The 17,700-nt window shown below is 67.1% G+C and carries 22 protein-coding genes; 19 read left to right on the top strand and 3 right to left on the bottom strand.

Annotated features, from left to right (window positions below; genetic code table 11):
• Positions 1–61: 61 nt before the first annotated feature.
• The 5 genes from CRO07_RS00390 (at position 62) to CRO07_RS00370 (ending at position 4,243) form a co-directional block, all read left to right on the top strand.
• Entirely contained in the window at positions 62–322 is a 261-nt protein-coding gene (locus tag CRO07_RS00390; RefSeq protein WP_235840890.1) for a putative hemolysin, read from the top strand.
• 72 nt (positions 323–394) lie between these two features.
• Positions 395–1,699 (top strand): adenylosuccinate lyase, encoded by a 1,305-nt coding sequence (gene purB / locus CRO07_RS00385; RefSeq protein WP_097028716.1) that lies wholly within the window; start codon positions 395–397, stop codon positions 1,697–1,699.
• 112 nt (positions 1,700–1,811) lie between these two features.
• Positions 1,812–1,967 carry a hypothetical protein gene (locus CRO07_RS18580; protein ID WP_097028715.1) on the top strand — a complete coding sequence of 52 codons (156 nt, stop codon included), beginning with the start codon at positions 1,812–1,814 and terminating at the stop codon, positions 1,965–1,967.
• 60 nt (positions 1,968–2,027) lie between these two features.
• Positions 2,028–3,104: a flagellar motor switch protein FliG gene (locus CRO07_RS00375; RefSeq protein WP_097029021.1), complete on the top strand. Its 1,077-nt coding sequence runs from the start codon at positions 2,028–2,030 to the stop codon at positions 3,102–3,104.
• A gap of 269 nt (positions 3,105–3,373) precedes the next feature.
• Positions 3,374–4,243, top strand: coding sequence for a lysophospholipid acyltransferase family protein (locus CRO07_RS00370; RefSeq protein WP_097028714.1), 870 nt, complete (start codon positions 3,374–3,376; stop codon positions 4,241–4,243).
• A 6-nt stretch (positions 4,244–4,249) separates the two neighbouring features.
• Here the strand turns inward: CRO07_RS00370 and CRO07_RS00365 are convergent, their stop codons facing one another.
• A complete protein-coding gene (locus CRO07_RS00365; RefSeq protein WP_235840889.1) occupies positions 4,250–4,705 on the bottom strand; it encodes a L,D-transpeptidase in 456 nt (151 codons plus the stop codon).
• A 372-nt stretch (positions 4,706–5,077) separates the two neighbouring features.
• On the opposite strand from CRO07_RS00365, the gene CRO07_RS00360 reads away from it, so the two are divergent.
• The 13 genes from CRO07_RS00360 (at position 5,078) to CRO07_RS00300 (ending at position 16,101) form a co-directional block, all read left to right on the top strand.
• Positions 5,078–5,560, top strand: a complete 483-nt coding sequence (locus tag CRO07_RS00360) for a VOC family protein (RefSeq protein ID WP_097028712.1) — start codon at positions 5,078–5,080, stop codon at positions 5,558–5,560.
• A gap of 93 nt (positions 5,561–5,653) precedes the next feature.
• Complete coding sequence (locus tag CRO07_RS00355) at positions 5,654–6,517, top strand: branched-chain amino acid aminotransferase (RefSeq protein ID WP_097028711.1); 864 nt, start codon at positions 5,654–5,656, stop codon at positions 6,515–6,517.
• Positions 6,518–6,571: 54 nt separating this feature from the next.
• Positions 6,572–7,027, top strand: coding sequence for a universal stress protein (locus CRO07_RS00350; protein ID WP_097028710.1), 456 nt, complete (start codon positions 6,572–6,574; stop codon positions 7,025–7,027).
• Positions 7,028–7,174: 147 nt separating this feature from the next.
• On the top strand, positions 7,175–7,735 hold the full coding sequence (locus CRO07_RS00345; protein WP_097028709.1) for a NifU family protein: 561 nt from the start codon (positions 7,175–7,177) through the stop codon (positions 7,733–7,735).
• Positions 7,725–8,333 (top strand): tRNA (adenosine(37)-N6)-threonylcarbamoyltransferase complex dimerization subunit type 1 TsaB, encoded by a 609-nt coding sequence (tsaB, locus tag CRO07_RS00340; RefSeq protein ID WP_097028708.1) that lies wholly within the window; start codon positions 7,725–7,727, stop codon positions 8,331–8,333. The genes CRO07_RS00345 and tsaB overlap by 11 nt, the downstream gene beginning before the upstream one ends.
• Complete coding sequence (locus CRO07_RS00335; RefSeq protein WP_097028707.1) at positions 8,330–8,743, top strand: GNAT family N-acetyltransferase; 414 nt, start codon at positions 8,330–8,332, stop codon at positions 8,741–8,743. The genes tsaB and CRO07_RS00335 overlap by 4 nt, the downstream gene beginning before the upstream one ends.
• A 151-nt stretch (positions 8,744–8,894) precedes the next feature.
• Positions 8,895–9,890, top strand: coding sequence for a BMP family lipoprotein (locus CRO07_RS00330; RefSeq protein ID WP_097028706.1), 996 nt, complete (start codon positions 8,895–8,897; stop codon positions 9,888–9,890).
• Entirely contained in the window at positions 9,891–11,459 is a 1,569-nt protein-coding gene (locus CRO07_RS00325) for an ABC transporter ATP-binding protein (RefSeq protein WP_097028705.1), read from the top strand. It abuts the gene before it with no gap.
• On the top strand, positions 11,459–12,553 hold the full coding sequence (locus CRO07_RS00320; protein ID WP_097028704.1) for an ABC transporter permease: 1,095 nt from the start codon (positions 11,459–11,461) through the stop codon (positions 12,551–12,553). The genes CRO07_RS00325 and CRO07_RS00320 overlap by 1 nt, the downstream gene beginning before the upstream one ends.
• The gene (locus CRO07_RS00315; RefSeq protein ID WP_176504452.1) at positions 12,553–13,518 is read left to right on the top strand and encodes an ABC transporter permease; all 966 of its coding nucleotides are present in this window, start codon (positions 12,553–12,555) and stop codon (positions 13,516–13,518) included. Before CRO07_RS00320 ends, CRO07_RS00315 begins: the two co-directional genes overlap by 1 nt.
• Before the next feature lies 1 nt (position 13,519).
• Positions 13,520–14,320 (top strand): purine-nucleoside phosphorylase, encoded by an 801-nt coding sequence (locus tag CRO07_RS00310; RefSeq protein WP_097028702.1) that lies wholly within the window; start codon positions 13,520–13,522, stop codon positions 14,318–14,320.
• 114 nt (positions 14,321–14,434) lie between these two features.
• Positions 14,435–15,346: a sulfite exporter TauE/SafE family protein gene (locus tag CRO07_RS00305; protein ID WP_097028701.1), complete on the top strand. Its 912-nt coding sequence runs from the start codon at positions 14,435–14,437 to the stop codon at positions 15,344–15,346.
• Complete coding sequence (locus CRO07_RS00300; protein WP_097028700.1) at positions 15,343–16,101, top strand: TIGR02186 family protein; 759 nt, start codon at positions 15,343–15,345, stop codon at positions 16,099–16,101. The genes CRO07_RS00305 and CRO07_RS00300 overlap by 4 nt, the downstream gene beginning before the upstream one ends.
• A 57-nt stretch (positions 16,102–16,158) precedes the next feature.
• On the opposite strand, the gene CRO07_RS00295 is transcribed toward CRO07_RS00300, so the two are convergent.
• Positions 16,159–16,665 (bottom strand): PaaI family thioesterase, encoded by a 507-nt coding sequence (locus CRO07_RS00295; protein WP_097028699.1) that lies wholly within the window; start codon positions 16,663–16,665, stop codon positions 16,159–16,161.
• Positions 16,662–17,090: a PaaI family thioesterase gene (locus CRO07_RS00290; protein ID WP_097028698.1), complete on the bottom strand. Its 429-nt coding sequence runs from the start codon at positions 17,088–17,090 to the stop codon at positions 16,662–16,664. Before CRO07_RS00290 ends, CRO07_RS00295 begins: the two co-directional genes overlap by 4 nt.
• Positions 17,091–17,196: 106 nt before the next feature.
• Here CRO07_RS00290 and CRO07_RS00285 point away from each other — a divergent pair, with 106 nt between their 5' ends.
• The gene (locus CRO07_RS00285; protein ID WP_097028697.1) at positions 17,197–17,577 is read left to right on the top strand and encodes a MerR family transcriptional regulator; all 381 of its coding nucleotides are present in this window, start codon (positions 17,197–17,199) and stop codon (positions 17,575–17,577) included.
• Positions 17,578–17,700: the final 123 nt, after the last annotated feature.

Raw genomic sequence — 17,700 nt, 5'->3', positions numbered from 1 at the left:
CCGTCCTTCGCCCGTCCCCGGCGCGGCATCCTGCCCGCCCGCCCCTTTTCAAGGCCATCCCATGATCCGCCCGATGATCCGCCTGCCCCTGCCGCTGATCCTTGTCCTTGCCCTGCCCGCCTGCGGGGGCGGCTCGTCATCGCAGACCCCTTCCCAGTTGCACCGGCCCGGCATGGCCAATCCGGCCTCGGTCTATTGCGCCCAGCGCGGCGGGCGGCTGGAAATCCGCACCGAGGGCGCCGGCCAGTCCGGCTACTGTCACCTTCCCGGCGGCCACACCGTCGAGGAATGGGAGCTTTACCGCGACGCCGAACCGCTCTGATCCGTCGCGGCCTTGCCAGCCGCCCCCCCGGGCGCTAAGGCGACCGCGCCCGCAGGAAATGGAGAGGCCCCGATGATCCCGCGCTATTCCCGCCCCGACATGGTCGCCATCTGGTCGCCCGAGACCAAGTTCCGCATCTGGTTCGAGATCGAGGCCCATGCCTGCGACGCGCAGGCCGCCCTTGGCGTGATCCCGAAGGAAAACGCCGAAGCGGTCTGGAAAGCCGCCGACGCCACCTTTGACGTGGCTCGCATCGATGAAATCGAAGCGGTGACCAAACATGACGTGATCGCCTTCCTGACCCATCTGGCGGAAATCGTCGGCGCCGATCAGGCGCGCTTCGTGCATCAGGGCATGACCTCGTCGGATGTGCTGGACACCACGCTGAACATCCAGCTTGTCCGCGCGGCCGACCTGCTGCTGGCGGGCATGGACCGGGTGCTGGCCGCACTGAAAACCCGCGCGTTTGAACACAAGGATACGGTGCGGATCGGCCGCAGCCACGGCATCCATGCCGAACCCACCACCATGGGCCTGACCTTCGCCCGCTTCTACGCCGAGATGGCACGCAACCGCGCCCGTCTGGTCCATGCCCGCGCCGAAGTGGCAACGGGGGCCATTTCCGGCGCCGTCGGCACCTTCGCCAACATCGACCCGGCGGTGGAAGAGCATGTCTGCGCAAAGCTTGGGCTGGTGCCGGAACCGATCTCGACCCAGGTGATCCCGCGCGACCGGCACGCGATGTTCTTCGCCACGCTTGGCGTCATCGCCTCGTCGATCGAGAACGTGGCCATCGAGATCCGCCACATGCAGCGCACCGAAGTTCTTGAAGCCGAAGAGTTCTTCTCGCCCGGCCAGAAGGGCTCGTCGGCGATGCCGCACAAACGCAACCCGGTGCTGACCGAGAACCTGACCGGCCTTGCGCGGCTGGTGCGGATGGCCGTCATCCCGGCGATGGAGAATGTGGCGCTTTGGCATGAACGCGACATCTCGCATTCCTCGGTGGAACGCGCGATCGGCCCCGATGCCACGATCACGCTGGATTTCGCGCTGCACCGGCTGGCCGGCGTGGTGGAAAAGCTGGTGGTCTACCCCGAGAACATGTTGAAGAACATGAACAAGTTCCGCGGTCTGGTGATGAGCCAGCGCGTGCTTCTGGCGCTGACGCAAGCGGGCGTCTCGCGCGAGGACAGCTATCGGCTGGTCCAGCGCAACGCGATGAAGGTCTGGGAACAGGGCAAGGATTTCAAGGAGGAGCTGCTGGCCGATCCGGAGGTGACCGCCGCCCTCTCGCCCGCCGAGATCGAGGAAAAATTCGACCTCGGCTATCACCTGAAGCATGTCGACACGATCTTCGCCCGCGTGTTCGGCGCCTGATCTTTCACGACGGCTTTTGCCCCGCGGCCTCTTGCTGCGGGGCGAATCATGCTACAGTCCCCCGGTGCGATTACGGCCAACTTTGCCATCCCACCCCTGACAGGAGGACTGAATGACAAAGCTTACCCTCGCTGCACTGGCCCTTGTGGCGGCGCCTTCGCTGGCATTCGCGGAATGCGCCGCCGGAAAACAGCACTCGGCCTTGATCTGCGCCGATGGCCAGACCTACGATCCGGCACTTCGGGCCTGCGTGACCACATCAAGCTAAGCCGGCATTAACCTGCCGTGCGCCATGCTGCCTGCGAACGACATCACGATTCGGGGCAACATGTCACAGGCTTTGGCTAGAATCCGGCCCGTGCAACGGGCCGTTTCCATCGACCGGGACGAGGGGGGGCCGCGCCCCCTCTCGCGCCGTGAAAAGGCGGCGATCATCGTGCGGCTTCTGCTGGCCGAAGGAACGCCGATTCCGCTGACCTCTCTGCCAGAGGATATGCAGGAAGGCCTGACGGAACAGATGGCACGGATGCGAATGGTCGACCGCGAAACCATGACCGCCGTGGTCGAGGAATTCGTGAACGAACTGGAAGCGGTGGGCCTGTCATTCCCCGGCGGGCTGGAAGGCGCGATTGCGGTGATGGACGGCCATATCAGCCCCGACGCCGCGACCCGGCTGCGCCGTCAGGCGGGCGCCAGTTCCAAGGGCGATCCCTGGGAACGGCTGGTGACGATGCCGCCCGAAAGCCTGCTGCGAGTGCTGGAGGAAGAAAGCATCGAGGTGGCGGCGGTGATGCTGTCAAAGCTGCCAGTGCCGAAGGCCGCGGACCTTCTGGGGCGGCTTCCGGGCGAAAAGGCCCGGCGGGTGGCCTATGCCGTGTCGATGACCGGCAATGTCGAACCGGAAACCGTGCGCCGCATCGGCCGCTCGCTTGTCACCCAGTTGGAGGCTGAACCGCCACGCGCCTTTAGCGCCACTCCGGTGGAACGGGTGGGGGCGATCCTGAACGTCTCGGCCGCGATGACGCGCGACGAGGTGCTGAAAGGGCTGGACGAGACCGACGCCGCCTTTGCCGAACAGGTGCGCAAGGCGATCTTCACCTTCCAGCATGTGCCGATGCGGGTTGCCGGCCGCGACATTTCGAAAATCGTGCGCGCGGTGGATCAGCCCCGGCTTGTCGCGGTGGTGGCCGCGGCGCAATCGCGCCCCGAACTGGTCGAAGGGGTTGAATTCATGCTGGCGAACATGTCCCAGCGCATGGCGCAGGCGCTGCGAGAAGAGGGCGCCGGCCGCGGCCGCATCAAGGACAAAGAGGCCGAGGACGCGACAAACGCCGTCGTGGCCGCAATCCGCCAGCTTGAAACCGCCGGCGAGATCGTTCTGGTCTCCGAGGAAGAGGATCCGTAAGGCCAGTCTCCAGCAAAAGCCTCGCCGGGCGGTTGCGGCCGGCGACACCTCGCTTCCGCCCAGCCCCACACCCGCCATGGAGGTGCGGCTGCGGCCGGACAGATCGCGTCCCCCTGCCCCACACCCGCCGTGGAGGTGCGGCGGCGGCCAGACACCTCGCGTCCCCCTGCCCCACACCCGCCGCGGAGGTGCGGGCTCGCTTGTGATCGGGCATCGGCTTCACTATGTCTGGCCGTGCAGAACGGAGGCGGCGCCAGCCGCAAGAAGGAATGGCCTCGAAAAGAACCGGACCCTCGGCCTGGGCGCAGGACCGGCTGTTGCGCATGCTGATCGGTGCGCTACTGCTGCTGCCTTATCGCTGGCGTGTGCCGCTGTGCGGATGGGTCATGTCGCGGCTGATCGCGCCCTTCGCCGGCTGGGACCGGCGGGTGCGCCGGAACCTTGCGCGCGTGCTGCCCGAATTGCCTGCCGCCGAGGTTGCCCGACTTGCGCGCGCGGTGCCCGACAATGTCGGCCGCGCCGTGATCGAGATCTATTCGGGGCCAGAGTTCGCCCGGCGCGCGGCGCGTCAGCCGATCCACGGGCCGGGCCTTGCGGCGTTGGACATGGCCCATGCGCAGGGCAAGCCGGTGATCCTTGTGACCGGCCATTTCGGCAACTACGATGCCAGCCGCGCGGCGCTGATGGCGCGCGGCTACCGGCTGGGGGCACTCTACCGGCCGATGAACAACCGATATTTCAACGACCATTACGTCCGTGCCATCACCGCGATCGGCGCCCCGCTGTTTCCCCGCGGAAAAGAGGGGCTGGCCGGGATGCTGCGCCATCTGCGCGGCGGTGGGATGCTGGCGCTTCTGGTCGATGTGCATATGCACGCCGGCGCTGTGCTGCGGTTTTTCGGCCAACCCGCGCGCACGGCACTTTCGGCGGCGGAACTGGCGCTGCGCTATGACGCGGCCCTTGTTCCGGTCTATGCGATCCGCGCCGAGAACGGCCTGGATTTCGAGATCCGCGTCGAAGCCCCGATCCCGCGCGGAACGCCCGAGGAAATGACCCAGGCGCTGAACGACTCGCTTGAGGCGGTGGTGCGCCAGCATCTTGACCAGTGGTTCTGGATCCACCGCCGCTGGCGCGCCTGAGCGGTCTCAGATCAGGCGCACCGGCGTTCCGACCGTCACGCTGACAAAAAGCTCGACGATATCGGCATTGGCCAGCCCTATGCAGCCATGCGCTGTCTCGCGGCCGATCTCGGCCGGATCGGCGCTGCCATGGATACGGACGTGATCCCAATCCAGATACAGCGCATGGCTGCCGAAAGGGTTGCCCGGCCCCGGCGGCAGGCTTGACGGCAGGCGCGGGTTGCGTTCGCGCATCGCGGGTGTCGGCCGCCATGTCGGGCCTTCGACCTTGCGGATCACCCGCGTCATACCCGGGCGCAGAACGTCGCGCCCTTGCGGAACGGAAATGCGGTAGCTGCGCGGCGCCCCGCCCTCGGCCTGCCAGAAATGCAGCATCCTTTCGCGCAGGTCCGCAAGGATCGCACCGTTGTTCAGACGGTCGAAATGTTCGCGCCAGTCAACCACGCGGGCCGGCGCGGACATGCCCGTGCTGGTGCCGCCCGCAAGCACAATTCCGGTCAGGGATGCCACGGCAGCAGAAAGAACGCCCCGCCTGCGGAGGTTCAGCTTTTCCATCCAGATATACCCGCTCGTTCGATTTTTTCTTGAGGCCCGACATTCCTGCCCGGACCTACGCCATAGGTGCGGCCGCAACCGGCTGGCGGCAACTCACGAATGATTGCACCGGGGGAATTCCGCCGAAACCCGCACCCTTTGGCGCAACTTTCCGCCATGGATGCCACGGCGGCGGGCGGCAGGCAAACCGCGCCCTGCCGCTCAGACACTGTGCGCGCGCTGACCTACCCTGCGGGCGGGCACCCGATTAGCTTTGCCGAACCCCTGAAGGAGATCGCCATGACCATGCTGCCCCCCGAAACCCGAATCGGACATGTCCACCTGAAGGTGGCCGACCTTGACCGCGCGATCGCCTTCTATGCCGGCGTTCTGGGGTTCGAGGTGCAACAGAAGTTCGGCACCCAGGCTGCGTTCCTGTCGGCCGGCGGCTATCACCACCACATCGGCCTGAACACATGGGACAGCCTTGGCGGAAGGCCGCCCGCGCCGGGCACCACCGGACTTTACCATACCGCGATCCTGTTTCCCGACCGCGCCTCGCTGGCGGCGGCGGTCCAACGGGTGATCCGGGCCGGACTGTCGCTGGAAGGCGCCGCCGATCATGGCGTGTCCGAGGCGGTCTATCTGCGCGATCCCGACGGCAACGGGGTCGAGCTTTACCGCGACCGGGCGCCGGCCGACTGGCCGCGCGACGCGGCGGGCGCGTTGGCAATGGGAACGCAACGCCTCGATCTGGCCGCGCTGCTGGCCGAGGCACCCTGACTGCGGCGAGATCGCGCGAAGAGGCGAAAGGCCGCTCTCTGGACCCTGCCCGCGGCCGGTGGTTAAGTGGCGCCCGAAGCGCAGGAGAGCACCATGGCATTCGGCAAGAACATCCGCACCTTTTTCGAAGGCCGCTGGCACGAGGGCGACGTCGCCGTGATGCGGGCCGCCGATCACGGGATCTGGCAGGGCTCGTCCGTGTTTGACGGGGCGCGCTGGTTCGAGGGCGTGGCCCCCGATCTCGAGGCGCATTGCGCCCGGGTCAACCGCTCGGCCGAGGCGCTGATGATCACGCCGACGGTGACAACCGAGGACATGGTGGCCATCGCCCGCGAGGGGCTGCGCGCCTATGGCGCGGGCCAGTCGGTCTATATCCGGCCGATGTACTGGGCGCTGGACGGGTCGGACCTGGGGGTGGCGCCAAAGACAGGGGCGACGGGTTTTGCACTGTGTCTGGAAGAGGTGGCGATGCCCGCACCCGAAGCCACGACCACGCTGACCCGCACCCGGTTCCGCCGGCCGGTGCTGGAAGACAACGTCTGCAACGCCAAGGCCGGCTGCCTTTATCCCAACAACGCCCGGATGCTGGTCGAGGCGAAGTCGAAGGGGTATGGCAATGCGCTGGTGGCCGATGCGATGGGCAATGTGGCCGAGACGGCGACCGCCAACGTCTTCATGGTGAAGGATGGCGTGGTCTTTACCCCGATCGCCAATGGCACCTTCCTGTCGGGCATCACCCGTGCGCGCCATATTGCCAACCTGCGTGGCGACGGCGTCGATGTGATCGAGGCGGTGCTGACATTCGAGGATTTCCACGCGGCAGACGAGGTGTTCCTGTCGGGCAACTTCGCCAAGGTGACGCCGGTGGTCGAGTTCGACGGCACCGCCTATCCGGTCGGTCCGGTGACGAAACTGGCCCGCAGCCTGTATTGGGACTGGGCGCATTCGGTCGCCTGACCCTTGTCAGCCGGGGCGGGCTTCGCCATCATCCCGGGCCAGGAGGGGCCCCTCATGCGCAAGTTTCTGGTCGTTCTGGACGACAGCCGCGAATGTCTGAACGCGATGCGCTTTGCCGCGCTGCGGGCGGCGCATACCGGCGCCGGGGTGCAGATCCTGTCGATCATCCCGCCCGAGGAATATCAGCACTGGATGGGCGTGTCGGATCTGATGCGGGCCGAGGCACGCGAGCGGATCGAGGCCCATTTCGAGGTTTTTGCCAAATGGATGCGCGACCGGCAGGGGATCGATCCCGAGTTGGTGATCCGCGAAGGCGATCCGGCGCAGGAGATTCTGGCGCAGGTCAGGGAAGATCCGGCAATCGGGGTTCTGGTTCTGGGCGCATCGGCCGAGAAATCGGGGCCGGGGCCGCTGGTCACGCAGTTGAGCCGGAACTCGGGCAATCTGCCGGTTCCGATCACCATCGTGCCGGGCGAGATGTCGAAGGAGCGGCTGGAGGCGATCACCTGAGGCGCCAGCGTCGGGACGGATGGCCGGCCGCCGGGGCGCTGCCCCGGACCCCGGGATATTTTGGCCAGAATGAAAGCGGCGCCGGCCGGTTTCTTGACTTCGGGGGTGGTCGGGCGCATATCGGGGGCTGATCGCGGAGGCTGCCCCATGTTCATCCAGACTGAATCCACGCCGAACCCGGCGACCCTGAAATTCCTGCCCGGTCAGACGGTGCTGGAGGCGGGGACAGCCGATTTCGCCAGCGCCGAGGCGGCAGCGGGATCCCCCTTGGCGCGGCGCATCTTTGCGGCGGGCGGGGTTGCGGCGGTGTTCTTCGGCACCGATTTCGTGACCGTGACGAAGGCGGATACGGTCGACTGGGATCATATCAAGCCGGCGATCCTTGGTGCGATCATGGAGCATTACCAGTCCGGCGCGCCGGTGATCGAGGGCGAGCAGGCGGCCTCGGGTCATGCGGCGCATGAGGGACCGGATGCGGATGTCGTGCGGCAGATCAAGGAGTTGCTGGACACCCGGGTTCGGCCCGCGGTGGCGCAGGATGGTGGCGACATCACCTTCCACGGGTTCGATCGCGGCATTGTCTATCTGCACATGCAGGGGGCCTGTGCGGGCTGTCCGTCCTCGACGCTGACGCTGAAGATGGGGATCGAGAACCTGCTGCGGCATTACATTCCCGAAGTGTTGGAGGTTCGTCCGGTTGCGGCCTGAGCATTTCGTTCTGGCGTTCGACACATCGGCCGCGCATTGCGCGGCCGCTTTGCTCTGTGGTGGGCGTCTGGTCGTGCTGCGGCATGAGGCGATGGAGAAGGGGCAGGCCGAGCGGTTGATCCCCTTGCTGGATGAGGTCTTGGCCGAAGGGGGAATTGGCTGGGCGGCCCTTGGGGCGCTGGCGGTGGGCACCGGACCGGGCAATTTCACCGGGGTTCGGATTGCCGTGGCGGCGGCGCGGGGGCTGTCCTTGTCGCTGGGGATACCGGCCATCGGCGTCACGCGGTTCGAGGCGCTGGCACTGGATCTTCCCGCGCCGGTCGCGGTGATCGAGGCGGCGCGGCGCGGCGAGGTCTATCTGCAAGACGGGAGGCTGGCCGCGCGGATCGCCTCGGTCGACGGGCTTTCGGTGTGTTCGCCCCGGCAGGTGGGAAGCGGGGCGTTTGCCGATGTGGTGGCGCCCGCCTATCCTTTGGCCGAGGCGATCGGGCGGGTGGCGCTTGGCCGGCTGGGCACCGCGCAGCCGCGGCCGGCGCCGTTCTATCTGCGCGGGGCGGATGCGGCGCCGGCGGCCGATCCGCCGCCGGTGATCCTGTGACCCCTGCCGCGCTGGCCGCGGTGCATGGGCGTGTTTTCGTCACGCCCCGGCCTTGGTCCGCGGCCGAGTTTGCGGCCCTGCTGGCGGATGCGACGGTGTTCCTGCTGGCGGAACCTGGCGGTTTCCTGCTGGGTCGGGCCGTCGCGGGCGAGGCCGAGATTCTGACGCTGGCCGTGGCGCCCGAGGCGCGGCGGCGGGGGCTGGGACGGCGTCTGGTCGGCGCGTTTCTGGCAGAGGCGGCGGCGCGGGGGGCGGATCACGCCTTTCTTGAGGTTGCGGCGGACAATGCCGCGGCCATCGCGCTTTACTGCGGCGCGGGCTTTGTCGCGGCCGGTCGGCGGCGCGGCTATTTCGCAACGCCGGAGGGGGCACGGGGGGATGCGCTGGTGATGGTCCGGGCGCTGTCCTGACGCGGTGGGCACGGGGCGGGAAGTCTTGGGCCTGCCTCGCAGAATCCTGTTGACCCAGTCCGGGGCTTCGGCCCTAGATTGGACCCGAAGCTGCCGCGAACGGACAGCCGAATGGCCGGCCGCGCGACACAGACACAACCGGGAGAGCTTCATGATCCGTATCAGAACCCTTGCCGGCAGTGCGGCCGCGTTTGCGCTTTCCGCAGCGGGCGCGCTGGCCGATCCGGCGTTGATCTTCGATCTGGGCGGCAAGTTCGACAAGTCGTTCAACGAGGCGGCCTATAACGGGGCGCAACGCTGGGTGCAGGAGACCGGCGGCAGCTACAAGGAACTTGAGATGCAGTCCGAGGCCCAGCGCGAACAGGCGCTGAGGCGGCTGGCCGAGACGGGCGCGAATCCGATCGTGATGACGGGTTTTGCCTTTGGCGACGTGCTGAACGAGGTGGCGCCGGACTATCCTGACACGCGCTTTGCCATCATTGATGCGGTGGTGGAACAGCCGAATGTCCGCTCGGTGATCTTTTCGGAACATCAGGGCTCTTACCTTGTCGGCATGATGGCGGCGATGGCGTCGAAATCGGGAACGGTGGGCTTTGTCGGCGGGATGGACATTCCGCTGATCCGCAAGTTCGCCTGTGGCTATGCGCAGGGTGTGAAGGCGGTGAAGCCGGATGCAACGGTGGTCATCAACATGACCGGCACCACACCCGCCGCCTGGGCCGATCCGGTGAAGGGGGCGGAACTGGCGCGTTCGCAGATCTCGCAGGGGGCGGATGTGATCTATGCCGCGGCGGGCTCGACCGGTCTTGGCGTGTTGCAGGCTGCGGCCGACGAGAACATCCTGTCGATCGGGGTCGACAGCAACCAGAACCACCTGCATCCGGGCAAGGTGCTGACCTCGATGATCAAGCGGGTGGATATCGCGGTGCATGATGCCTTTGCGGCAGGCGCCGCGATCGAAACCGGGACGGTCTTGGCCGATCTGAAGGGCGACGGCGTGGGCTATGCGCTGGACGAGCACAACGCCGCGCTGGTGACCGCCGAGATGAAGGCCGCCGTGGACGAGGCCGCCGCCCGGATCAAATCGGGCGAGACGCCTGTTCACGACTACATGACCGACAACACCTGCCCCGCCGCGTCGTTCTGAATGGAGGCCGATGTGGCAGCGGGGCGGCCGGGCGCCGCCCCTTTCGCCATCGAGCTTCGGGGCATCTCGAAGGCGTTCGGTCCGGTGCAGGCCAATCGTGACATCTGTCTACAGGTCGCCCGCGGCACGATCCACGGCATCGTGGGCGAGAATGGCGCGGGCAAATCCACGCTGATGTCGATCCTCTATGGCTTTTATCGCGCCGATGCGGGGCAGATCCTGATCGGCGGCAGCCCCACGCCGATCCCCGACAGCCAGGCCGCGATCCGGGCCGGCATCGGCATGGTGTTCCAGCATTTCAAGCTGGTGCCGAATTTCACCGTGCTGGAAAACGTGATCCTCGGCGCCGAGGACGGCGCGCGGCTTGGGCCCTCGCTGGCCAAGGCGCGGCGGGCGCTTCAGGCGCTGGCACGGGAACATGAGCTGGAGGTGGACCCGGATGCGCTGGTCGAGGATCTTTCGGTCGGCCATCAGCAGCGGGTCGAGATCCTGAAGGCGCTGTATCGGCAGGCCGAGATCCTGATTCTGGACGAGCCGACCGGCGTCTTGACCCCGGCCGAGGCCAACCATCTGTTCCGTATCCTGCGCGGTCTGAGCGAGCGGGGCAAGACCATCATCCTGATCACCCACAAGCTGCGCGAGATCATGGACATCACCGATCATGTCAGCGTCATGCGCCGCGGCGAGATGGTGGCCACGATGCGCACCGCCGACACCAGCCCCGAGGCGCTGGCCGAGTTGATGGTGGGCCGCAAGGTGTTGTCGCGGGTCGAAAAGGGCCCTGCCCGCCCCGGCCGCACGGTGCTGGAGGTCGAAGATCTGCGCGTCTGCGATGCGCATGGCATCGAGCGGCTGAAAGGGGTCAGTCTGACGGTGCGCGCGGGCGAGATCCTCGGGATTGCGGGGGTTGCGGGCAACGGTCAGTCGGATCTGCTTGATGTGCTGGGCGGCATTGCCCGCGGCACCGGCCATGTGCGGCTGAACGGGCGGGCGTTGGACCTGTCGGGGCGCGGCTGCAACGGCCATGCCCGACGCAAGGCCGGCATCGCCCATGTCCCCGAGGATCGTCAGAACCTTGGCATGATCATGGATTTCACCGCATGGGAAAACGTGGCCTTCGGCTATCAGGGCGACCCGCGGTATCGGCGCGGGCCGTTGATGGACAATGACGCGCTGCGCGCGGATTGCGCGGGCAAGATGGCGCGTTTTGACGTGCGGCCGCCGATCTGCGACCTGCCGGCGAAAAGCTTTTCGGGCGGGAACCAGCAGAAGCTGATCCTTGCGCGCGAGATCGAACGCAACCCCGACCTGCTGCTGATCGGCCAGCCGACGCGAGGGGTGGATATCGGCGCGATCGAGTTCATTCATCAGCAGATCGTGCGGCTGCGCGATGCCGGCAAGGCGGTGCTTCTGGTCAGTGTGGAGCTGGACGAGATCCTTGGCCTGTCCGACCGGATCGCGGTGATGTTCGATGGCCGGATCATGGGGGTCCGCGACCCCGCCACCACATCCGAGCGCGCGTTGGGTCTGCTGATGGCGGGTGTGGATGACGACAAGGGGGCCGCCTGATGAACGCGATGCCGGGGTGGGCCGATGCGATCGTGGTGCCGCTGATCTCGGTTCTGATCGCCTTTGCGATTTCGTCCGGGGTGATCCTTGCCATCGGGGAAAGCCCGGTCGAGGCGATGACGCTGATGGTGACGGGGGCGCTCGGCTCCAGCTATGGGTGGGGCTATACGCTGTATTATGCCACCAACTTCATCTTCACCGGGCTGGCGGTGGCGGTGGCGTTCCATGCCGGCCTGTTCAACATCGGCGGCGAGGGGCAGGCGACGCTGGGGGGCCTTGGCGTGGCGCTGGCCTGCCTGTTCGTGCCATGGCCGCACTGGTCGCTGGCGCTGATCGGGGCCATGGCGGCGGGCGCGGCCTTCGGCGCGCTGTGGGCGGCGCTGCCGGGCTGGCTTCAGGCTCGGCGCGGCAGCCATGTCGTCATCACCACGATCATGTTCAACTTCATCGCCGCAGCGGTGCTGAATTACGTTCTGGTCAACGTGCTGCGCCCCACCGGCAGCATGGACCCCGCCACCGCGCGCTTTCCCGGTGCCACCAACCTGCCGACGCTGGGCGAGATCCTTGGCGCCATCGGCATCCCGTTTTCGCGCAGCACTCCGGCCAATGTCAGCCTGTTCGTGGCGCTGGCCGCCTGCGTCGCGGTCTGGCTGCTGATATGGCGAACGCGCGCAGGCTATGAAATCCGCGCCTTCGGCAAGTCCGATCGCGCCGCGGTCTATGCCGGGATTTCGCCGGTGCGCATCACCATGCTGGCGATGCTGGTGTCCGGCGCGCTGGCCGGGCTGATGGCCATCAACAACGTGATGGGCGAGGCCGAGCGTCTGATGCTGAACGCGGTCGAGGGGGCGGGCTTCATCGGCATTGCGGTGGCGCTGATGGGGCGCAGCCATCCGTTCGGCGTGCTGCTGGCGGCGCTGCTGTTTGGCTTTCTGTATCAGGGCGGGGCGGAACTGGCGCTGTGGACCTCGATCCCGCGCGAGTTGATCACCGTCATTCAGGCGCTGGTGATCCTGTTCACCGGGGCGCTCGACAACATGGTGCGCCAGCCGGTCGAGGCGCTGTTCCTGCGTCTGCGCAAGGGGGCGAAGTGATGGATCTGCCGACCGCCCTGCAAATCCTTGATTCGATGATCCGGCTGGGCACGCCCTTGCTGCTGGCCTGCCTTGCGGGGCTGTTTTCGGAACGCGCCGGCATCTTCGATATCGGGCTTGAGGGCAAGATGCTGTCGGCGGCCTTTCTGTCGGCGGCGGTGGCCTTCGTCACCGGATCGGTCTGGCTGGGGGTGCTGGCGGGGCTGGTGGCCGCGCTGATGATGTCGGCGATCCATGGGCTGGCCTCGATCACGTTCCGGGGCAACCAGTTGATTTCGGGGGTGGCGATCAACTTTCTGGCCTCGGGTCTGACGGTGCTGCTGGGGCAGTACTGGTTCGCGCTGGGGGGGCGGACGCCCTCGCTGGAAGGGGCGGCGCGGTTTCAGCCGATCACCCTGCCCTTCGCGCAGGAGCTGCGCGAGGTGCCGGTGCTGGGCCTGATCTATGCCGAGCTGATCTCGGGCCATACGGCGCTGGTCTATCTGGCCTTTGCGCTGGTGCCCCTGTCGTGGTGGCTGCTGTATCGCACCCGGTTCGGCCTGCGGCTGCGGGCGGTGGGCGAGAACCCGGCCGCAGTCGATACCGCGGGCGTCTCGGTCGTGGGGATACGCTATGCGGCGGTGGCGATCTGCGGGCTTCTGACCGGGCTTGCCGGCGCCTATCTGGCCTGCGGCCTGTCGGCGGGTTTCGTGAAAGAGATGACGGCGGGGCGTGGCTACATCGCGCTGGCGGCGCTGATCTTTGCCAAATGGCGGCCGTGGCAGGCGCTGGCGGCCACGATGCTGTTCGGCCTGCTGGAAGCGGTCGCCAACCGCTATCAGTCGCTTGACCTGTGGGGAGTGCCGCTTCCGGTGCAGTTCATGCAGGCATTGCCCTACATTCTGACCGTGGTCATCCTTGCCGGATTCGTCGGCAAGGCGATCCCGCCGCGCGCGGGCGGCCAACCCTATGTAAAGGAACGCTGACATGCCGCCCGAGATGCTTGCCGATCTGATCCGGGCGCGGGCGGGGGCGCAGCCGGTCCGGCTGGGGCTGATCCTTGGATCGGGGCTGGGCCATCTGGCCGAAGCGGTAGAAGGCATGGCCCTGCCTTATGCGGATCTGCCGGGGTTCCCGCAGGCGACGGTCTCGGGGCACAATCCGCAACTGGTGATCGGCGATCTGGAAGGCGTCCGGGTCGCGGTGCTGGGCGGGCGGGCGCATTACTACGAAAGCGGCGATGCGGCGGCGATGCGGGTACCGCTGGCGGTGCTGAAGGAGCTTGGCGCCGAGGCGCTGATCGCCACCAATGCCGCCGGCAGCCTGCGGGCGGATCTGCCGCCGGGCAGCCTGATGCTGCTGTCGGATCATATCAACCTTGCGGGGGCCAATCCGCTGATCGGGGAGCGGACGGATGCCCGTTTCGTGCCGATGACCGATGCGCATGACCCCGGACTGCGCGCGGGCCTGCTTGCGGCCGCCGAGGCGGCCGGGGTGGGCCTTGGCCAAGGCGTCTATGCGTGGTTTTCCGGCCCCTCGTTCGAGACCCCGGCCGAGATCCGCATGGCCCAGCGTCTGGGCGCCGATGCCGTCGGCATGTCCACCGTGCCCGAGGTGATCCTTGCCCGTTTCCTTGGGCTGAAGGTCGCCGCGATCTCGACCATCACCAACATGGGCGCGGGCCTGTCGGACGAGGCGATCAGCCACGACCACACCAAGGCCATGGCCCCCCTTGGCGCAGCCAAACTGGAACGGCTGTTGCGCGAATTCCTGCGCCGGCTGCGATGAGGGCCCCTGCCCCGCCCGCTGTTTGACAAGACAGGGCGCCGCGCGCATGTCTTGGGGACAGCCTATCCCCCCAAGCCTTCCACCCCCCAGCTTTTCCCAAAGTGACCGGCCCCGATGCAGCTTTACCTGCCCATTGCCGAGGTTTCCGTAAACATCTTCCTGCTGCTCGGGCTGGGCGGCATCGTCGGCTTCATGTCCGGCATGTTCGGTGTGGGCGGCGGTTTCCTGATCACGCCGCTCTTGTTCTTCATCGGCATCCCGCCTGCTGTGGCGGTGGCGACGGGGGCCAATCAGGTGGTGGCCTCGTCGGTGTCGGGGGTGCTGGCACAACTGAAACGCAAGGCGGTCGATTTCCGCATGGGATCGGTGCTGCTGGCGGGGGGGGTGGTCGGATCGGCCTTCGGGGTTGCGGTCTTTGCCCGGCTGAACACGCTGGGGCAGGTCGATCTGTTCGTGCAACTGTCCTATGTGCTGTTTCTGGGCCTTGTCGGCACGCTGATGTTTCAGGAAAGCGTGCGCACGCTGCGGCGGTCGAAACACGCGCCGGTGAAACGCTCGCGTCAGCATGGCTGGGCGCACAAGATGCCGTTCAAGATGAAGTTCCGCGCCTCGGGGCTGTATATCTCGGTGATCCCGCCGCTGATGGTGGGCGGCTTCGTGGGATTTCTGGCCGCGATCATGGGGGTGGGCGGAGGCTTCATCATGGTGCCGGCGATGATCTACCTGCTGGGGATGCCGACCAAGATCGTGATCGGCACCTCGCTGTTTCAGATCATCTTTGTCACCGCCTTCACCACCGTGATGCATGCGGTGACCAGCCAGACCGTCGACATGGCGCTGGCGCTGCTGCTGATCCTTGGCGGGGTGATCGGCGCGCAGGTCGGCGCGCGGATCGGGGTCCGGCTGCGGGCCGAACAGTTGCGCATCCTGCTGGCGCTTCTGGTGCTGGCGGTCTGCGCCAAGATCGCCACCGACCTGTTGTTCCGCCCGTCCGAGATCTACAGCCTGTCGGGGGTGCTGCCGTGATCCGCGCGCTTGTGCTGCTGGCGATGCTGATCGCGGCGCCCGCGCTGGCGCAGGAGGAACGGATCGTGCTGGGCCTGTCGGAAACGCGGGTGTCGATCACCGCGGACTTTCAGGGCTCCGAGATCATGATCTATGGCGCGGTGCAGCGCGAAACCCCGCAGCCGGACGGCGCGCTGGGGGTGATCGTCACCGTTCAGGGCCCGCCGACGCAGGTGATGGTGCGCAAGAAGGAACGCCGCTTCGGCATCTGGATCAACCGCGAAAAGGTCCGCATCGGCCGCGCCCCCAGCTTTTACGCCGTCGCCACCAGCGGCCCGCTGGAGCGTGTGCTGTCCGAAACCGACAACCTGCGCCACCAGATCTCGATCCCGCGGGCGATCCGCGCCATCGGCATCAGCGCACAGGCCGAGAACTCCCCCGCTTTCATCGAGGCGCTGGAACGCATCCGCCGGGCCGAGGGGCTTTATGCGATGCAGGAAGGCGCGGTCCGGCTGACCAAGGGCACGCTGTTTCGCACCGACATCCAGCTTCCGGTGAACCTGACCGAAGGCGATTACCGCGTGCGGGTGTTCCTGACCCGCGACGGCCGCGTGGTCGACATGTTCGAAGACCGGATCGGCGTGCAGAAAGCCGGGATCGAGCGGTTCATCCATGCGCTTGCCCATGAAAAGCCGCTGATCTACGGGCTTTTGTCACTGGTTCTGGCCGTGGTGGCGGGCTGGAGCGCCTCGGCTGCGTTCCGCTTCGTGCGCTGAACGCAGCGGGCGGCCGCAGGCGCCGCGCCCCGGCGCAGCCGGTCCGAGGGGCGCCGGTCAGCCCTCGCGATCCGGCATCAGGAAATGGCCGGTGGCCTGCGCGATGGGCCGGGCGCGGTTGTCCTGCCATGCCTCGACATGAACGCTGGCATAGCGGCGGCCCGAACGGTTCACCCGCGCCCGGGCATAGGCATCGCGCGGCAGGCCCGAGCGCAGGTAATCCACGGTGAAATCGATGGTCTTGGGCAGGCGTGGCGGGCGGGCCTCGATCGCGGCCGGGTCAAGGCGGCCCTGCTCCATCTCGTGCCACAGCACCGACCAAGACAGTTCGATGATCGCCGCCACCTCGAGAAAGGCCGCCGTCGCGCCGCCATGCAGCGCGGGAAGCATCGGGTTGCCGATCAGCCGCTGATCGAAGGGCAGGATCGCGGTCAACTCATCCCCACGGCGGTCGAACTGGATGCCAAGCCAGGTGATGTAGGGCACGCCCCCCACCAGCGCCTTCAGCGCCGCGTCGCGCCGTTGCTTGACCACCTGGACGGGCTCAGGCTGCGGACGGGTCATTGGGCGGTCCCCTTGCGTTCGACGGTGAAGGCGCCGGCGGCGGTGGCGACCGGGCGGGTGGCATCCTCGTCCATCGCGGTGGCGCGGACGAAGGCCACGGTGCGGGTGACGTGATAGCATTCGGCCACCGCGCGGATGCGCTGGCCGGGCGTGGCCGGGCGCATGTAGTCGATGCGCAGATCCAGCGTCGCGGTGGTGGCGCCGGCCTCGGGGTGGGACATCACGGCCGCGCCGCTGGCGGTATCCATCAGCGCCGAAACCGCGCCGCCATGGATCACCCCGGTGGCCGGATCACCGACAAAGCGCGCATCCCACGCCATCGAGATCACCGCCCGGCCGGGGCCGATGTCCTCAAGCTCCATCGCGAGGGCGCGGGAATGGGGGATCGCCTCGATGAACTGTCGGGCGCGGGCGATGTCGGTCATGGCAACCTCCGTGGTGGTCTTGCATCATCGCCCATCGACCGCCGCCCGCAAGCCCAGATTGCGAAAGCCGCGCGATGCATCTACCCTGCCCGAACCGGAGGTGCCCATGTCGGAATTGCGTCTGAACTTCAAGGAAATGTGCGCCCGTTTCGAGGTCACGCCCCGGACCCTGCGCTATTACGAATATATCGAGCTGCTTCAGCCCGAAAAGGACGGCCGCGCCCGATTCTATGGCCCGCGCGAGGTGGCACGGATGACGCTGATCCTGCGCGGACGCCGCTTCGGATTCAGTCTGGAGGAAATCCGCCAGTGGCTGCTGATCTATCGCCAGAAAGGCACCCGCCCGCAGCAGGAAGCCTGGATCGAGATGGCCGACCGGCAACTGGCCGAACTGGCCCGTCAGCGGGCCGAACTGGATGTGACCATCGCCGATCTTCAGGCGCTGCGCGACTCGACAGCGGCGGAACTGGCGGCCTCGGAAAGCTGACACAGCGTCACGCGACGCTTTGACGTCACGTCACGTTTACGTCAACGTCAACACATCTGGTAACTCTGCCTCTGCGATCCATCTGGAACGGCAACCCCGATCCAGAGCCCTGCGAGAGAGCCG

It is taken from the genome of Cereibacter ovatus, from assembly GCF_900207575.1.
Classification (GTDB): Bacteria; Pseudomonadota; Alphaproteobacteria; order Rhodobacterales; family Rhodobacteraceae; genus Cereibacter_A; species Cereibacter_A ovatus.
Note: the sequence above shows the minus strand (reverse complement) of the source record. Positions and strands in the feature narration are given on the sequence as shown.